Annotated in this window: 15 protein-coding genes; 9 read left to right on the top strand and 6 right to left on the bottom strand. The window is 65.0% G+C overall.

Going from position 1 to position 17271, the window contains the following annotated elements:
* The first annotated feature begins 14 nt into the window (after window positions 1-14).
* From FHP08_RS07790 to FHP08_RS07770, 5 genes are all read left to right on the top strand, one after another.
* Window positions 15-1310 carry a TIGR04063 family PEP-CTERM/XrtA system glycosyltransferase gene (locus FHP08_RS07790; protein WP_147703886.1) on the top strand — a complete coding sequence of 432 codons (1296 nt, stop codon included), beginning with the start codon at window positions 15-17 and terminating at the stop codon, window positions 1308-1310.
* A 226-nt stretch (window positions 1311-1536) separates the two neighbouring features.
* Window positions 1537-2643, top strand: coding sequence for a right-handed parallel beta-helix repeat-containing protein (locus FHP08_RS07785; RefSeq protein ID WP_147703885.1), 1107 nt, complete (start codon window positions 1537-1539; stop codon window positions 2641-2643).
* On the top strand, window positions 2640-4199 hold the full coding sequence (locus tag FHP08_RS07780; RefSeq protein ID WP_147703884.1) for a right-handed parallel beta-helix repeat-containing protein: 1560 nt from the start codon (window positions 2640-2642) through the stop codon (window positions 4197-4199). Before FHP08_RS07785 ends, FHP08_RS07780 begins: the two co-directional genes overlap by 4 nt.
* A 13-nt stretch (window positions 4200-4212) precedes the next feature.
* Window positions 4213-5058 carry a serine aminopeptidase domain-containing protein gene (locus tag FHP08_RS07775; protein ID WP_147703883.1) on the top strand — a complete coding sequence of 282 codons (846 nt, stop codon included), beginning with the start codon at window positions 4213-4215 and terminating at the stop codon, window positions 5056-5058.
* Entirely contained in the window at window positions 5055-5948 is an 894-nt protein-coding gene (locus FHP08_RS07770) for a hydrolase 1, exosortase A system-associated (RefSeq protein ID WP_147703882.1), read from the top strand. Before FHP08_RS07775 ends, FHP08_RS07770 begins: the two co-directional genes overlap by 4 nt.
* Window positions 5949-5998: 50 nt before the next feature.
* Here the strand turns inward: FHP08_RS07770 and FHP08_RS07765 are convergent, their stop codons facing one another.
* Window positions 5999-7729, bottom strand: coding sequence for an SLC13 family permease (locus tag FHP08_RS07765; protein WP_147703881.1), 1731 nt, complete (start codon window positions 7727-7729; stop codon window positions 5999-6001).
* On the bottom strand, window positions 7726-8523 hold the full coding sequence (gene cysQ, locus FHP08_RS07760) for a 3'(2'),5'-bisphosphate nucleotidase CysQ (protein WP_147703880.1): 798 nt from the start codon (window positions 8521-8523) through the stop codon (window positions 7726-7728). Before cysQ ends, FHP08_RS07765 begins: the two co-directional genes overlap by 4 nt.
* A gap of 184 nt (window positions 8524-8707) precedes the next feature.
* Between cysQ and cysD the strand changes: the two genes are divergently transcribed.
* Together cysD and cysN are read left to right on the top strand one after the other, a co-directional pair.
* Window positions 8708-9607: a sulfate adenylyltransferase subunit CysD gene (gene cysD, locus FHP08_RS07755; protein WP_147703879.1), complete on the top strand. Its 900-nt coding sequence runs from the start codon at window positions 8708-8710 to the stop codon at window positions 9605-9607.
* A gap of 30 nt (window positions 9608-9637) precedes the next feature.
* On the top strand, window positions 9638-11545 hold the full coding sequence (gene cysN, locus FHP08_RS07750) for a sulfate adenylyltransferase subunit CysN (RefSeq protein ID WP_147703878.1): 1908 nt from the start codon (window positions 9638-9640) through the stop codon (window positions 11543-11545).
* 19 nt (window positions 11546-11564) lie between these two features.
* Here the strand turns inward: cysN and FHP08_RS07745 are convergent, their stop codons facing one another.
* The 4 genes from FHP08_RS07745 to FHP08_RS07730 are packed head-to-tail and all read right to left on the bottom strand — an operon-like array spanning window position 11565 to window position 14237.
* Entirely contained in the window at window positions 11565-12536 is a 972-nt protein-coding gene (locus tag FHP08_RS07745; protein WP_147703877.1) for a sulfotransferase, read from the bottom strand.
* Between the two features lie 7 nt (window positions 12537-12543).
* Window positions 12544-13272, bottom strand: a complete 729-nt coding sequence (locus tag FHP08_RS07740) for a GNAT family N-acetyltransferase (RefSeq protein ID WP_147703876.1) — start codon at window positions 13270-13272, stop codon at window positions 12544-12546.
* 40 nt (window positions 13273-13312) lie between these two features.
* Window positions 13313-13975, bottom strand: coding sequence for a tetratricopeptide repeat protein (locus tag FHP08_RS07735; RefSeq protein WP_147703875.1), 663 nt, complete (start codon window positions 13973-13975; stop codon window positions 13313-13315).
* A 7-nt stretch (window positions 13976-13982) separates the two neighbouring features.
* Entirely contained in the window at window positions 13983-14237 is a 255-nt protein-coding gene (locus FHP08_RS07730) for an acyl carrier protein (protein ID WP_147703874.1), read from the bottom strand.
* 166 nt (window positions 14238-14403) lie between these two features.
* On the opposite strand from FHP08_RS07730, the gene FHP08_RS07725 reads away from it, so the two are divergent.
* Together FHP08_RS07725 and FHP08_RS07720 are read left to right on the top strand one after the other, a co-directional pair.
* Window positions 14404-16032, top strand: a complete 1629-nt coding sequence (locus FHP08_RS07725; protein ID WP_222707847.1) for an acyl-CoA ligase (AMP-forming), exosortase A system-associated — start codon at window positions 14404-14406, stop codon at window positions 16030-16032.
* Window positions 16029-17264: a pyridoxal-dependent decarboxylase, exosortase A system-associated gene (locus FHP08_RS07720; protein ID WP_147703872.1), complete on the top strand. Its 1236-nt coding sequence runs from the start codon at window positions 16029-16031 to the stop codon at window positions 17262-17264. The genes FHP08_RS07725 and FHP08_RS07720 overlap by 4 nt, the downstream gene beginning before the upstream one ends.
* Window positions 17265-17271: the final 7 nt, after the last annotated feature.

The following is a 17271-nucleotide window of genomic DNA, read 5'->3' as shown; positions in this document are numbered from 1 at the left end:
ACGAGCCATCGCCGATGAAGATCCTCCACGTCTTCGACCACTCGATCCCGCTGCACAGCGGCTACACCTTCCGTTCGCGCGCGATCGTCAACACCCAGCGCGAGCTGGGCTGGCAGACCGCGCACGTCACCTCGGCCAAGCACGCGGCCGGCGCGGTGCCCGGCGCCGCCGCCAAGGGCGACGCGGCCGGCGCGAACGCGGGTTCGGCCGCCCCACTGCAAGAATTCGTCGACGGCCTCGTCTTCCACCGCACCCACCCCGGCGCCCTCGCGCAAGTCCCGGTCCTGAACCAGTGGGACGTCGTCCGCACGCTGGCCCCGCGCATCGCGCAGGTGGCTCGCGCCGAGCGCCCGGACATCCTCCATGCGCACTCGCCCTGCCTGAACGGCCTGGCCGCGCTGAAGGCCGGCCGCGCGCTGGGCATTCCGGTGGTCTACGAGGTGCGCGCCTTCTGGGAAGACGCCGCGGTGGACCACGGCACGGCCACCGAGAACGGGCTGCGCTACAAGCTCACCCGCGCGCTGGAAACCCACGTGCTGAAGCGCGCCGACCAGGTCACCTGCATCTGCGAGGGCCTGCGCCAGGACATCGTGGCGCGTGGCGTGCCGGCCGACAGGGTCACGGTGATCCCCAACGCGGTGGACATCGCGCAGTTCCCGATGCTCGGCGCGCGCGATGCCGCGCTCGAGGAAAAGCTCGGCCTGCGGGGCAAGCAGGTCCTCGGCTTCATCGGGTCCTTCTACGCCTACGAGGGGCTGGACCTGCTGCTGGCCGCGCTGCCGGCCATCCTGCAGGAACGCCCCGACACCCGCCTGCTGCTGGTGGGCGGCGGCCCGCAGGAGCAGGCCCTGAAGGCACAGGCCGCCACCCTGCGCATCGAAGACAGGATCGTCTTCACCGGCCGCGTGCCGCACGCGCAGGTGCCGGCGTATTCGTCGCTGGTCGACGCCTTCGTGTTCCCGCGCAAGTCGATGCGGCTCACCGAGCTGGTCACGCCGCTCAAGCCGCTCGAGGCCATGGCGCAGGGCAGGGTGGTGCTGGCCTCCGACGTGGGCGGCCACAAGGAGCTGATCGAGCACGGCCGCACCGGCTACCTGTTCCGCCACGACGACGTTGGCGATCTCGCCCGCTGCGCCGCGCAGGCGCTGGCCGATCCGGCCGCGCTGGCGCAGGTCATCGCCAACGGCCGCGCTTTCGTCGAGAACGAGCGCAACTGGCGCGCGTCGGTGCGCCGCTACGAGAAGGTCTACGCGCAGGCGCTCGTCGCGCGCGGCCCGGGGCCTGCGCCGGCCGAGCGTCCGCTGGCTTAGACTCGCCCCCATGCGAGTCGAGCGATCAGGGGGACTGGACAGGGTGCGCCGCGCGGCGGCCTGCGCGCTCGCCCTGGTGTTGATCGCCGGCTGCGCCCTCGACGGCGCAGCGCCGCCCGGGACCCCTGCGCCACAGGCGGGCGTGCCGCCGGCCAAGGCCCCCGCGAAATCGCCCGCCAAGCCGGGCACGCGCCCACCCGCAGCTCCCGGAACGCCACCCGCCGTCATGCCCGCGCCAGGCGCGGCCGCTGCCGCCGACCGGGCGGAAGTCCGCCAGGCCGCCGTCGTCCGTGTCGGCCCCACCGGCGACATCCGCACCATCGCCGAGGCCGCCCGCCTGGCCAGGGACGGCGACACCGTCGAGGTCCAGGCCGGCGAGTACCGCGGCGACGTCGCCGTCTGGCTGCAGAAGAAGCTCACCATCCGCTCGGTGGGTGGCCCCGCGGTGCTGGTCGCCGACGGCCATGCGGCCGAGGGCAAGGGCATCTGGGTGATCCGCAACGGCGAGTTCGAGATCGAGGGCTTCGATTTCGTGGGCGCGCGGGTGCCCAGCCGCAACGGCGCCGGCATCCGCTTCGAGCGCGGCAAGCTCACCGTGCGCGACTCGCGCTTCATCGACAACCAGATGGGCCTGCTCACCGGCAACGACGCCGCGAGCGAGCTCACGGTGGAGCGCTGCGAGTTCCGCGGCCCGACCGACGGTGATCACTGGTACCACAACCTGTACGCCGGCACGATCGCGCGGCTCACCGTGATCGGCAGCTGGTCGCACAAGGCGCGGCGCGGCCACCTGCTCAAGTCGCGCGCCCGCGAGAGCCACATCCTGTACAACCGCCTGACCGACGAAGGCGGCACGGCCAGCTACGAGCTGGAGTTCGCCAACGGCGGCATCGCGCGAGTCATCGGCAACGTGATCGAGCAGTCGCCGCGCACCGACAATCGCACCCTCGTGTCCTTCGGCGCCGAGGGCTACCGCTGGCCGGCCAATCGCCTGGCACTCTCGCACAACACCGTGGTGAACCGCGCGCTGAATGGCACCCTCGTGCGCGTGTCGCCGGGGCAGGTGGCGGTGCAGCTCTACAACAACCTGTGGGTGGGCCCGGGCGATGCGGTCCTGCCGTCGGGCATCGCCGAGTCGGGCAACCAGCGGGTAGACCTGTCGGCCTTTCGCGATCCGCGCCGGCACGACTATCGCGCGCTGCCGCACGGGCCTATCGTGCCGGTTCGCGCGCGCGCGCCGGACGTATTGACGCCCGAGCTGGAGTACCTGCACGAGCGCAGGCTGGCGCAGCTGGGCGCGGTGCCACTTCTGCCAGGAGCGCTACAGCGATGAGACGAGCCGTGGATAGCCCCCGAAGCCTGGCGACCGTGGCCGGACGGAAGTGGCTGGGCCTGCTGCCTGTGCTGCCTGCACTGGCCCTGCTGGCCGGCTGCGGCTCGCAGCCGATCGGCTCCAGCCGCATGTCGCCCGACGACCCGATCGCAGGCTCGGTCCGCCCGGCGGGCCAGGCCGGGCGGCCGACCACGAAAGAGCTGGATCCGCTGGAGCGCGTGGCCGCAGCCGAGCGCGCTGCCGCCGAAGGCGCCGCGGCCCAACGCGCCGCGGCGGAAGAGGCTGCAAGACAGGCGGCCGAGCTTGCCGAAGCGGAGCGGGCCCGCGCGGCAGCAACCACGCGCTCCGTGCCCGAGTCCGCAACGAACGGACGCGCCGACTCGAACCGGCGCGCCCCGGCAGCGCCCTCACCCCTCGCCATCGCCCGGCCCGAGGCGGGCCGAGCCGCCGCCCCCGGAGTCGCCCCCCAGCGCATGCCCGTCACCATCCGTGTCGGCCCCGCCGGGCAGGTCCGCAGCATCGCCGAAGCCGCCCGCCTGGCGAAAGACGGCGACACCGTCGAAGTCCAGGCCGGCGAGTACCGCGGCGACGTGGCCGTCTGGACTCAGAAGAAGCTCACGATCAAGGCCGTGGGCGGGCGCGCTGTGCTGATCGCCGACGGCCGTTCCGCCGAAGGCAAGGGCATCTGGGTCGTGCGGGGCGGTCAGTTGATCGTGGAGGGTTTCGATTTCGTGGGCGCGAGAGTGCCGGACAATAATGGTGCGGGCATTCGCCTCGATCGCGGTAGTCTCGAGGTGAGGGACTCCAGGTTCATCGAAAACGAGAACGGGATCCTCACCGGAAACGACAAGGTGAGCACCCTGATACTCGACCGCTGCGAGTTCACGCGTAACGGCCACCCGAGCGGCCAGAGTCATGGTTTGTACGTTGGAATGATCGAGCGTCTGGAGATCCGCGGCAGCTACCTGTCGCAAGCGCGAGGCGGTCATCTTCTGAAGAGCCGTGCGCGGATCAACGAAATTTTCTACAACCGGCTCACCGACGAGGAGGGCGGGCAGGCGAGCTACGAGTTGGAGTTCCCAAGCGGCGGCGAGGCGCGGGTAGTCGGCAATCTGATCGAGCAGGCACCGACGACGCAGAATTCGACGATCGTTTCGTATGGTGCAGAGGGGTACAAATGGGAGACGAATCGCCTCACGTTGGTGCACAACACGATCATCAATCGTCGTCAGGAAGGCGGCAACTTTCTCAGGGTGTTCCGTGCGGGCGCGGCAGTTTTCTCGGCAAATAATCTTTTCGTCGGGCGCGGCGGGATCGCGATTCTTGGTGACATTAGAGAGGGCGGCAATGCAGCGCCCCCGATCCGCGATTTCATGGCTCCGGGAAGCTACGATTTCAGGCCCCGTAAAGACGCGGCCTTCATCGGAGGCGCGGTTCGAACGGATGTTCCCGAGGGCTGGCCCCCAGTCAAGTTCGATCGAATGTATCGGCATCCACGGGAGTCGGTGGCCGTGCCATCGAGCAAGGTAATGACGCCCGGCGCATTTCAACCCTAGACCGCTGGAACACGTGACTCAACCGAGCCGTAGTCTGGAAGCCCGCTTCGAGAACTTCGACGGGCACCGCAGCGTGGTTGTGCGCTGGCGCCCCGCACAGCCGACGCGTGCACGGGCGGTGTTTTTCCCGGCCTTCGGCGACGAAATGAACCAGACCCGCCGTATGGTGAAGCTCGCTGCAGAGGCGCTGGCCGCGCGCGGCATCGAGAGCGTAGTGTTCGACCCGCACGGCATCGGCGACAGCAGCGCCGGCTTCGAGGAAGCCACCGTGCAGCGCTGGCTTGCCGACTGCAAGGCCATCGTCGGGCGCGAGCATGCCAGGTCGTCGGCGCCGTTGCTGCTGATCGGCTGCCGCCTGGGTGTGGCGCTTGCGGTAGAAACCACCCGCACGCTGCCTGAACCCGCCGCCGCGCTGGTTGGCTGGGCCCCGGTCCTGCAGGGCAAGCAGCAACTCAGCGCCATGCTGCGCGCCGAAAGGATCGCGCGGATGCAGAAAGCAGGCGATACGTATGCCACCGACCCTAGGGCCCTTTGGGCCGCTGGCCAGCCCGCCTGGCTGGGCGGCTACCCAATCTCCCCAGCGCTGGCCGAGGAACTGGAGGCGCTGGACGCCGCCGCCCCGCCCAATGTCGCGCGTGCCACCCTTATCGACGTGCGCGTGCCGGTGGGCAGCGAGCCGGTATCGCCCGCCGAGCCGCTGATGAAGCGCGGGGAAAGCTGGACGGCCCAGAACGTGCCCACGCGCGTTCAGGCTGTTCCCGGCGCCGGCTTCTGGAACGTAGCCGACCTAGTCGACGTGCCCGCGCTCGCCGAGGCCACCTTGGCCGCCGTGGAGCTTGCGCTGGAGCCCGCCCGATGAACGCCGCAGCCGAGACCGGCATTCTGCCCACGCTGCCGCCCGCAAGCGCGATCGATGAGTCGGTCGTCGCCATCGACCCGCCCGGCGCCGAGCTGATAGCGGTGCTAGCCCGCCCCGCCGACTCCGCGCAGACCAAGTCGGTGGGCGTGGTTATCGTGGTCGGCGGCCCGCAGACCCGAGTGGGCTCGCACCGCCAGTTCGTCATCATGGCTCGCGCTCTGGCTGCCGCCGGCCACCCCTGCCTGCGCTTCGACTACACCGGCATGGGCGACAGCCCGGGACCCAAGCCCGATTTCGAGAAGGCGGGGCCGGACATCGGCAGGGCCTGCGATGCAATGCTGGCCGAGGTGACGGCATGCAGGCGCATCGCGTTGTGGGGGCTGTGCGACGGTGCAACGGCGGCCATCTTCCACGCGCAGGCGAATCCGCGAATCGCCGCAGTGATCGCCGCCAACCCTTGGGCGCGCAGTGAGGCCACGCGGGCGCAAGCGGTCGTGACCGAGCACTACGGGTCGCGGCTCAGGTCGCCGGAGTTCTGGAAGAAACTGGTCACGGGCAAGGTGGACTTGATCGCCGCGGGCCGCGAGGCCGTTTCCAACCTGCTCAAGGCTGGCCGGGCCATGGTCGGGTCGGTCGATGCCTCAGTGGACGAGAGTTTGCCCGCAAGACTTGGGCGCGCGCTCGCCGTGCCGAACACCACGGTGAGGCTGCAACTCAGCGGCAAGGATTTGACCGCCGTGGAGTTTCAGCTTGCACTCAACAAAGTGGCCCCTGGCGCGCTAGATCAGATGGAAACCTTGCGAATCGATACGGCTGACCATACCTTTTCGGATCCCGCAGCTTGGCGCAAGGTCATCGACGACACGATCGGCGCCGTCAATGCCCTTTGATCACTCGCGGGCAGCCAGATGCCCACGAGTGAGCGGCACACGCCTTGGCCTTAAAGGGGAAAGAAGACCGGGATCAGTACCGCAGCTCCCGTCAGATAGAGCGCGGACACAGGTACTCCGGCGCGAAGATAGTCACGGAGTGTGTAGCCGCCCGGGCTCATCACCATCAGGTTCGTCTGATAGCCGTAGGGGGTAATGAAGCTCGCGCTTGCACCGAACAAGACGGCCATGGCAAAGGGCAGATGGCTAGTACCGAGCTGCTGCGCCGTGCCTATAGCGATAGGGAACGCGAGCGCTGCGGCGGCATTGTTGGTCATCAACTCTGTCAGCAAGGCGGTGAGCAACAACACGCCGATCAGGGCGCCGAGCGGACCAAACGGCTCGCAGACGGCGAGCACTGCGCGCGCCAGCAACTGCGCGGAGCCGGTCTCGAACATCGCTTTCGAGACGATCAGTGCCGACGGAATGATGAAGAGGAGGCTGAACGGCGCATTGCGGCGCAACTCCCCGAGAGTCAACAAGCGGGTAAGGAGGAACGCCGCGAGCAGGACCAGCAGGCCTTTCACGAAGTCGAACCATCCCGCTGCCGCGCCTGCGACGACGGCCACGAAAGCGGCCACAACGGCTGCGCTTTTTCGCCAGTCGGAAAACTTGGCGATCGACGGACGCGAGATGATGATGAAATTACGTGTCAGATTGTTTCGCTTCTCGAAATCCGGTCCGGTTGCGAGCACCAGCGTGTCGCCCGCGCGCAGTCGCAAGGTTCCGATCGCACCCGCAAGCTGGCTGGGTCCGCGACGAACAGCGATCACGGCCGCGTCGAATCGGGACCGGAATTCGGCCTCCTTGACCGTGCGGTGAACCAGCATCGAGTCGGCTGTCACGAGGACCTCCACCAGGTTGTCGACCGGAAGGCCGGCCTTGTGGCCGTGCGTCAGGAGGCCATCGAAGGGCGCGAGCACGTCGATTCTTCTAACGTCCCCACTGAAGACGAGCAGGTCACCGGCCACGAGAACTTCGCTCGGCTCGACTGGCGCGATCAACTCTCCGCGTCGCACGATCTCGGCAAGGAACAAGTGATTGAGATTCCTGAGGCCGTTCTCCCATACCGTACGACCGATCAGCCGGGACGCCGGCTGTACTTCCGCCTCGAGGAAATAGTCCGACAACATGCTCGACTTGTTATCGTGTCGTGGCAGCAGGCGCGGGCCAGTGATTACCAGCAGCAGGGTGACGGTCGCAAGCAGCACAAAACCGAGCGGCATCTGTTGGAAGAGGGATAGCCCCGGAAGACCGCTGGAGGTCAGGAAGCCGTCGATCAGAAGATTGGTCGACGTTCCGATCAGGGTGAGTACTCCGCCAACGGTGGCAGCGTAACTCATGGGTATGAGCAGCCGGGATGCAGGGTGGCGCGAACTGGATCGAAGCGGGCCGATCAAGGTCGCAACGACCGCGGTGTTATTCACGAAACCCGAGGTGACCGCGGTCGCGGTGATGATCTTGAAGAGCACCCATCGGTAAGGGCCGGCAAGAAGGCGGTCAGCGACAAGCTCCAGCAGTCTCGATTTGTCCAGGGCTATCGACAGCAGTAGCAGCAACACTACGGTTACGAGTGCCGTGTTGGTGAACTGCGCAAGCGCCGACTCGAGCGATATCAGGCCAACCACATAGTAGGCGAACGCGATGCCGCTGAATGCCACCGCCGGCGCAATCCGCCCTCGGACGAGCACAACGATGAGTGCCACCAAAGAAATGAGGACGAGCGCCTGCTCCCAGGTCATGCGATGAACGGCGACGACTCGGTAGCGCCCCTCGCAATGAAGTCAGGGTTCTCGAACCCGGGCTTCCCGTAACGCAGCGGCGAGCCATCCAGCCGGCTGACGCTGCCACCTGCAGCGGCAAGTACGGCCTGCCCTGCGGCCGTGTCCCATTCCATCGTTCGCCCGAACCGCGGGTACAAGTCCGCTTCGCCACGGGCTATCAGGCAAAACTTGAGCGAAGACCCGACGCCGCGGAACCCCGCCACGTTCAGGCGGTTCAGATGCCGGCGCATCGCCGACTCGTCTGCATGTGAACGGCTTCCGACAACGGTGAGGCCTGCAGCCGGCGGACGCCGGGTGCATATCGTGCGTTGACTTCCGCCTTCATCAACTCGGCTACCGCATCCGGCCGCCCCGGAGAAAAGCGTTCCTGTCGCTGGCGCAAGAACGACGCCGAGCAGCGGCACTCCCTCGTGAACCAAGGCGATATTGACCGTGAACTCACCGTTCCGCGCGGCGAACTCGCGTGTGCCGTCGAGCGGGTCGATGAGCCAGAACCAGGGGCCTGGCGTTTCAGGTATGGAGCCGTTCGATGCAGCCTCTTCAGCAATCAGGGGCACTTCAGGAGTGAGTTTGCGCAGGCCGCGCAGGATCACCGCCTCAGCGCGTTCGTCGGCGTCGGTCACGGGCGAGGCATCATGCTTGCCTCGGACCGCGAAGTCGCCCGCATAGATCTCCATGATCAGGTCGCCCGCAGCACGCGCCAGGCACGCGGTTTCTTCGAGCAGAGCCGGAAGATCGGAAAGAGTTGGCATCCGCGATGAAAATGTTGGTCGACGAACCGGCTTGCGCTCACCGTTGCAAATATCATAAGGGGCGGAAACGCCATGTTCGAGCGGAATGTCGGGTTTTCGTGACCGAATCTACGCAGCCACAAAGCTGCGTCGCTCGTTAGGTGCGCCTGCATTCTGGGATCATCCCCGCAGAGAGTGACTCTCGATGAACCTGACTCATCTTCAGCAACTGGAAGCGGAAAGCATCCACATCATGCGCGAGGTCGTTGCCGAGTGCGACAACCCGGTCATGCTCTATTCGATCGGCAAGGACAGTGCGGTCATGCTGCACCTTGCTCGCAAGGCATTTTTTCCTTCGCCTCCGCCTTTCCCGTTACTGCACGTAGATACCACGTGGAAGTTTCGCGACATGTACGCCCTTCGCGATCGGATGGCCAAGGAGAGCGGGATGGATCTGATCGTGCACGTGAATCAAGAGGGCCTTGCGATGGGCGTCAACCCGTTCACCCATGGATCGCAGGTCCACACCGATGTGATGAAGACCCAGGCTCTTAAGCAGGCACTCGACAAGTATGGCTTCGATGCTGCCTTCGGGGGGGCGCGCCGCGACGAAGAGAAGTCGCGTGCAAAGGAGAGGATCTTTTCCTTCCGCAGTGCCCAACATCGTTGGGATCCGAAGGGCCAGCGTCCCGAACTCTGGAAGATCTACAACACGCGCAAACACAAGGGCGAGTCATTGCGCGTCTTTCCGCTGTCGAACTGGACCGAACTAGATATCTGGCAGTACATCTATCTGCAGGAAATTCCGGTCGTCCCTTTGTATTTCGCCAAGGAGCGACCGGTGGTCGAGCGCGATGGTGCGTTGATCATGGTCGACGACGAACGCATGCCGCTACGTCCGAACGAGAGGCCGACGCTTCGGTATGTGCGGTTTCGTACTCTCGGCTGCTATCCGCTCACGGGCGCAGTGGAGTCGCGCGCCGACACCCTGCCGGCGGTTATTCAGGAGATGCTTCTGACGCGTACTTCCGAACGGCAGGGCCGAGTCATAGACCACGATGCGGCGGCGTCGATGGAGAAGAAGAAGCAGGAAGGTTACTTCTAGCAGAAGCCAACGATCAGTTCGAGTGCACCCATGGCCCACGTTTCCGATCTCATCGAGTCCGATATTGAGCAATACCTGCGCCAGCATGAGCATAAGAGCCTCCTGCGCTTCATCACATGCGGCAGCGTCGATGATGGTAAGAGCACCCTCATTGGTCGCCTGCTATACGAATCGAAGATGATCTTCGAAGATCAGCTGGCGGCGGTCGAGGCCGACTCCCGGAAATGGGGGACGCAGGGGGGCGAAATCGATTTTGCCCTGTTGGTCGACGGCCTTGCCGCTGAGCGCGAACAGGGCATCACGATCGATGTTGCCTACCGATTTTTCTCGACGGATCGGCGCAAGTTCATCGTGGCGGACACCCCGGGTCATGAGCAGTACACGCGGAACATGGTCACGGGGGCATCTTCGGCCGATGTGGCGGTGATTCTGGTCGACGGGCGAAAAGGGGTGCTCACGCAGACCCGGCGTCACAGCTATATAGCGTCAGTGCTGGGAATTCGGCACGTGGTCCTTGCGGTCAACAAGATGGATCTGGTCGAGTACTCGGAGAAGAGGTTCCGGACCATTGTCGACGACTACACCAATTTCTCGGCCAAACTTGCGTTCGAGTCAGTCACGCCAATCCCGGTATCGGCCCTGAAGGGCGACAACATCATCGAGCCGAGCACGGCGATGCCGTGGTATCGCAGTGGCACATTACTGGCCTATCTGGAGACGGTCGAGACGAACGACAGCGAGCTCGGCAGTGAGCCCTTTTGCCTCCCAGTGCAGTGGGTGAATCGCCCCAATCTCGATTTCCGAGGCTTCGCTGGATCAGTAGCGAGCGGGTCGGTCGCGCCAGGCGACCGCATTCGTGTCTTGCCCTCGGGTAGGGAAACGCAGGTTGAGCGAATCGTGACGATGGGCGGCGATCTCGATCGGGCGATCAGAGGGCAGTCCATCACCTTGACGCTGGCGGACGAGGTCGACGTCTCGCGCGGTGACGTGATCGTGGCGGCGCAGGCGTCGCTTGAAGTTGCCGATCAGTTCGAGGCCACGGTCGTATGGATGCACGACGAGCCTATGCTGCCAGGGCGGCGCTACCTGGTGAAAATTGGCTCACGCATGGTGCCGGCGTCATTCACCGAGATCAAGTATCAGGTGAATGTCAACACGATGGAGCGTCTTGCGGCCAAGAAGCTCGATCTCAACGCAATCTCTGTCTGCAATCTCGGGCTCGAGCAGGCGATCGCATTCAAGCCCTACGCGGAGAGCCGCGATCTTGGCAGTTTCATCGTCATCGATCGAATGACGAATGCAACCGTTGGTGCCGGCATGCTGCACTTCGCCTTGCGGCGTGCACACAACATTCACATTCAGCATGTTGACGTCGACAAGGCGGCTCGCGCGGCCGCCAAGAACCAGAAGGCTTGCGTGCTCTGGTTCACCGGATTGTCGGGCGCTGGCAAGTCGACCATTTCCAATCTGGTCGAGAAGAAGCTGCATGCGATGGGCAAGCACACCTACCTTCTCGATGGCGACAACGTTCGGCACGGCCTCAACAAGGATCTTGGCTTCACGGACGTTGACCGCGTCGAGAACATTCGTCGAGTGGCCGAGGTCGCCCGATTGATGGTCGATGCCGGACTCATCGTCCTGACTGCGTTCATTTCGCCGTTCCGAGCTGAACGGCGCATGGCGCGCTCACTGCTGAACGAGGGCGAGTTTATCGAGATCCATGTCGACACGCCGCTTGCGGTCGCCGAATCCCGCGATCCAAAGGGCCTCTACCGAAAGGCTCGTCGCGGAGAACTCGTAAACTTTACCGGTATCGACTCACCTTACGAGGCGCCGGAGTCGCCAGAGTTGCGGCTAGATGGGACCGAGGAGTCGGTTGAGGTTCTCGCCGACAGAGTTGTCGAACTGCTGCGAGAGCGAGGGGCCTTGTCAGGGTAACGGTCCTGCGATGCAACGCTCAGGCCGCCGCCGGGGGATAGTAGCGTTGGGCCAGTTCGCTGCGGCTGACGATTCCATTCACCTCGGCAATCTGCATGGCACTGAGTTTCTTCCGCCATTTGTTGGCCGACTCCAGTGGGTTCTTCACGACCGAGTAATAGGACTCGTTGCTCCCGCTGGTGCTGGCTTCGATGAATGCCTCGGTCTGTTCGCCGAGAGCGAGCCCTGCGAACGTGAACATTCTCGCGCTCTGCTGGAGCGGTTCTTCGCAGATGTCTTCGTACCTGACGACCATCGCGTTGGTGTCGTTCTGTATGTCGTTCAGCGCAGATTCGTTGATCAGAACCCAGCGCAAGGCAATCCGCTCGACGGCGGTCATCTTCCGAACGTCGTCGATTCTGAAGCAACTCAGTGGGCTGGCAGCGAGCAGCATCTCGAAAAGCGAAAGATCCTTGGCCACCGAATCCGGGGCGTCGAAGGCCCCCTGCCTTTCGCCGTCCAGAACCGATGAAACGTGGCCGCAGGGGTGTCGTAGGAGTGCGATTGCCTTGCTGTCCGGGATGATCTGGTTCAGGCACCCTATGCGCCCAAGAGACTCGATGGACTTCCAGACCACGATGGGATTCGCGGCTCCCGAGTAGGTGACCAATGGCCGAAGGAGCGCGTGTCCGGTGAACTTCTCGACTGCCTTGGCGAGCAAGCTGCTGTTGACATAGAGAAGGTACTCGAGCTTGTTCAGGTAGCTCTTGCGGAAGAACGGCATCGAGGCAGACACCTTTTCGTGCCGCATTGCAGGAATTCGTCGGGCAAATTCGAGGACGTACTCCTGGAACTGGTCTGCACGATCCCTGGATACGATCAGCGGCATCGAGTCGAGAGGCGACACACTGTCGGGTTCGTGCCGATAGAGCACATCGGGGTGGCTGTCGAAGATCTTGCCGATCCAGGTTGTCCCGGATCTGGGCATACCGAATAGAAGCAGCATCGCCATGATTCAGCTAGTTCTCCACTGCATTGTTGCCTGGCCGGTTCGAGCGTGAACTGAGGAGATCCTCGACGTCAACGATGAGTGTCGCCCTTCGATTCGGCGCTGCGTACGAAGCGCGAGGTCGGAACGAGGAGAGCATCAACTGATGACCGAACACGGTGAGGAACGCGGCCCACCCGATCCGCTTCGCTCCCAACCTGGCGTGGGCCTGCTCCGATGCCCGATTGTCCAGGCGTATCCAACTTACGGTGGCCTCGATGTTCATCTCGCGCAGCGTGCACGAGCCGGCATCCCATAATCTGCCGAAGAGCCTGCCAAGGCGGTAGCGCGGCTGAATGAAGAAGTCGTAGTCCCATGCAACGCGGGATTCGGGTTCGGCACGCATCTCGCACCTAACAATGCGCTCTCGTAGCGTGCCACGCTGCAGCCACATGAAACCGAGAAGCTCGTCGTTTTTTGTGGCGGCGATGCAGAGACTACCGTCACGGAAGCGGTCGCGGATTGCGTCCGGCGGGCGGCCGAAGGCGCTAGCGTCGAAGGCATCTTCTGATATGGGCCCGACTCGCATGTTGTTGCCTTCCTTGGTGGGAACAAGGTGTTCCTCGGGGAGCGGCTGCAGATAAAGGCGAATGACAACGAAGCGCACCCGACCTCTGCTTAGCCTGGAAAGCGCGCGATCGCTGATGTAGGCGAGCCAACCCGGCAAGCCCATCTGGCGGATGTCGGAACGAAGAGTCAATTCTGTCGCGGCTCGATTTGCAGCGGGGCGGGGCCGCCGTCTATTTGCGCGCCTCTTGCCACTTGTTTGCGCGCTTCAGACGCTCCCGGAGTCCGGGAAAGGTGATGCCGGCGTCATAGGCCTTGTGTGCGTAGGCCAGCGCGCGGTCGTATTCGTTGAGATCCAAGTAAGCCAATCCGAGGTTATAGATGACTTGCGGATCGGTCGGGGATGTCGATTCTGCGGCTTCGAGTTGGCGCCGCGCTTCACCTGGGCGTTTGTTTCGGGTCAGGTAGTAGGCATACAGGACCCTCACCTGGGGGTCGTCCGGTTGAAAACGGATGGCGCGATCGAAGTAGCATTCCACAGGGTAGTTGGCGCCGCGAACTTGAGAAGTGCGCTCGCGCTCTCCAAGGCGCACCATTGCAAGCAGCGCTCGCGGGTGGTTAGGGAAAGCTCTAAGCGTGTAGTCGAGATCGCCACCGACCGATCCAGTCTCGCCGGCGCGCAAGGATTCCACTTTCGGCGTGAAGTGGTGGCGTTCAACGAGCCGTTTCCGTTGCAGCGGTGAAGTCCGATAGTCGAAAGGGCCGAAGGCGTTCTCTATGGAACCGCAGAGACCGGTGGGACTGGCGGGGAGATTGCCGCGTGTCTGAGCGGTTGCCTGCGCCGGGGCAAGCGTCGCAAACGCGCAGAGGATGACCGAGGCTGCGGCTTGGCGCACTTTCGCTTCAAGCCTGCCCGCACTGGGCCTCGAGGAACTCGGCGAGGGTGGCGAACGTCGAGAATACATCTGCACTGACCTCGTCATCGGGAATCGCGATTCCATGCTCATCCTCGATGGCAGCAAGGATGCCAACCACGGCCATCGAATCCAGCTCCGCGATACTGCCCAGGAGAGGGGTGTCGTCGCTGAAACTGTTCGGGGGGTATGCAGCCCCGAGTTGTGCGCTGAGGATTTGCCGAAGTGTGTCGCGGGAGATCATCGGAAGAGTTTGAAGATGGATGGCTCGTCGTGCCGGGAGATCGTCATTGGGTTAGCCATATACCTAGCAGATTCTAGCGCCGTACACACGGGCGAAGCGTGAGAAACCTGACGTTCGACCACTCGGGAACCCGATAAACTGCCTCTCTCGCATAAGGATGCTCCCGATGTCCCTGCTTGCCGATCTCGTGTTCAGAACCGCCAGCGCCCGTCCCGATGGCCAGGCGCTGCGGTTTGCCAGCGATCATTTGTCGTACGCTCAGCTTGCCGACGCGGTCGACCGGTTCGCGGCTGCGGGGATTGCAAGTGGCCTGCAACGGGCCTCGCGAGTTGCGATTTGGCTGGACAAGCGCTTCGAGACTGTGGCTTCCGTCTTCGGCACGGCGCGGGCGGGCTGCGTGTTCGTGCCGATCAATCCCCTGCTCAAGGCCGAGCAGGCCTCCTACATCGCGCGCGACTGCAATGTGGAGCTGCTTGTAACGAACAAGCAGCGTTTTGCCACGTTGGTGTCAATTCTGGCGGAATGCCCAGATCTTCGGCAGGTTGTGCTGGTCGGCGGCGATCCGGACGAAGAGCTCGTTTCTGTGGCGACGAAGGCCGGGGTCCGGATCCATGGCTGGGAGTATTGGATGGAAGCCGGCGGTCACGCGGGGCAGGGTCCGAAAGCCCCGCGCCTGATCGACATCGACATGGCCGCCATCCTCTACACCTCCGGTAGCACCGGCCGGCCCAAGGGGGTGGTGCTGTCCCACCGCAACATCGTGGAAGGCGCCCGCAGCGTTTCCACCTACCTGCAAAACACTGCAGAGGACCGCATCCTGGCGGTGCTGCCGCTGTCCTTCGACTACGGCTTGTCGCAGCTCACCACCAGCTTCCTGGTGGGCGCCACTGCGGTGCTGCACAACTACCTGCTGCCGCAGGACGTGATCCGCGCGCTCGTCCGGGAGAAGATCACCGGCCTGGCGGCGGTGCCGCCGCTGTGGATCCAGCTGGCCGCGCTGGACTGGCCCGAGAGCATCGACGAACACCTGCGCTACTTCACCAACTCAGGCGGCGCCATGCCCACCGCCACGCTGGCCGAGCTGCGCAAGCGGGCGCCCAGCGCCAAACCCTTCCTGATGTACGGCCTGACCGAGGCCTTCCGCTCCACCTACCTGCCGCCCGAGGAGGTCGACCGCCGGCCCACCTCCATGGGCAAGGCCATCCCGAATGCCGAGATCCTGGTGGTGCGAGAGGACGGCTCCGAGTGCGCCCCCGGCGAGCCGGGCGAGCTGGTCCACCGCGGTGCCCTGGTCTCCATGGGCTACTGGAACGACCCCGAGAAGACGGCCGAGCGCTTCAAGCCGCTGCCCGGCCAGCCGAAAGAGCTGCCGATCACCGAGATGGCCGTGTGGTCCGGCGACACCGTCAAGCGCGACGAGGAAGGGTTCCTGTACTTCGTGAGCCGGCGCGACGAGATGATCAAGACCTCCGGCTACCGGGTGAGCCCCACCGAGATCGAGGAGGTTGTCTACAAGTCCGGCCTGGTGGCCGAGGTGGCCGCCTTCGGCGTGGACCACCCCACGCTGGGCCAGGCCATCGTGCTGGTGGCCCAGCCGGCCGAGGGCAAGGCCGCGGAAACCCAGGCGCTGTTGGACGCCTGCAAGGCGCACCTGCCGGCCTTCATGATCCCGCAGCACGTGGAGTGGTTCGACACCTCCCTGCCGCGCAATGCCAACGGCAAGATCGACCGCAAGACACTGTCGACCGAGCGCGCCGGCCTGTTCACCGCGCAGGCGAAGGAGGGCGCCCGATGACGGAGGTCCGCTTCGCCCAGCACGCGCCCACGGATTCTTTCCGGGTCGTGGCGGGCGAGATCGCCCCCGGCGGCATCCCCATCACCCGGCTGGCCGAGCGGGTGGGTCGCACGCCCTTCTACGTTTACGACCGCGCCGCGCTCACCGCCCGGGCGCAGGCGCTGCGCGCAGCGCTGCCCGCTGCCCTGCACCTGCACTACGCGATCAAGGCCAACCCGATGCCGGCGGTCGTCCAACATCTGGCGGGCCTCACCGACGGGCTCGACGTGGCCTCGGCCCAGGAAATGATGGTGGCGCTGGACACCGGCATGGCGCCCGAGCACATCAGCTTCGCCGGCCCCGGCAAGACCGCCGCCGAGATCCGCCGGGCGGTGGCCGCCGGCATCACGATGACAGCCGAGTCCGAGGCCCAGCTCGATCTGGCGCTCGCGGCCGGCAGTGCCATGGGCATCGAGCCCCGCATCGCGCTACGCGTGAACCCCGCCTTCGAGCTGAAGGCCGCCGGCATGAAAATGGGCGGAGGGCCCAAGCCCTTCGGCATCGACGAGGCCAAGCTGCCCGCGCTGCTCGACCGGATGAAGGCCGAGGGCATCGCGCTGACCGGCCTGCACATCTTCAGCGGCTCGCAGAACCTGAAGCCCGAGGCCATCGTCGACGCGCAGCAGAAGAGCTACGAACTGGCCCGCGGCCTGCTCGCGCAATGGGGCAGGCCGGTCCGATGGCTGAACCTGGGCGGCGGCTTCGGTGTGCCCTACTTCCCCGGCGAGCAACCGCTGGACGTCGGCCCGATTGCCGGGAACCTGCACGACCTGTGCGAGCGCGCGGAAGCCGACATCGGCGCGCCGCTGGTCATCGAACTTGGCCGCTACCTGGTGGCCCACGCCGGTCTGTACGTGTGCCGGGTGTTGGAGCGCAAGGAGTCCTGCGGGCAGGTATTCCTGGTCACCGACGGCGGCCTGCATCATCACCTGGCGGCGTCGGGCAACTTTGGCCAGGTGCTGCGCAAGAACTTCCCGGTTGCGGTAGCCAACCGGATCGGCGAGCCTGCCAACGAAGTCCAGTCGGTGGTGGGGCCGCTCTGCACGCCGCTGGACATCCTGGCCGACAAGATGCAGCTTGCCCATGCCGAGCCGGGCGACCTGATCGCGGTGTTCCAGTCGGGGGCCTACGGGCTCACGGCCAGCCCGGCGGCGTTCCTGAGCCATCCGGCTGCAGCAGAGGTTCTGGTTTGACCGAGAC

The sequence above is a fragment of the Zeimonas arvi genome (genome assembly GCF_008039575.1).
Taxonomy (GTDB): Bacteria; Pseudomonadota; Gammaproteobacteria; order Burkholderiales; family Burkholderiaceae_E; genus Zeimonas; species Zeimonas arvi.
The sequence above is the reverse complement of the archived record's forward strand: the minus strand, read 5'-3'. Positions and strand labels throughout refer to the sequence as shown.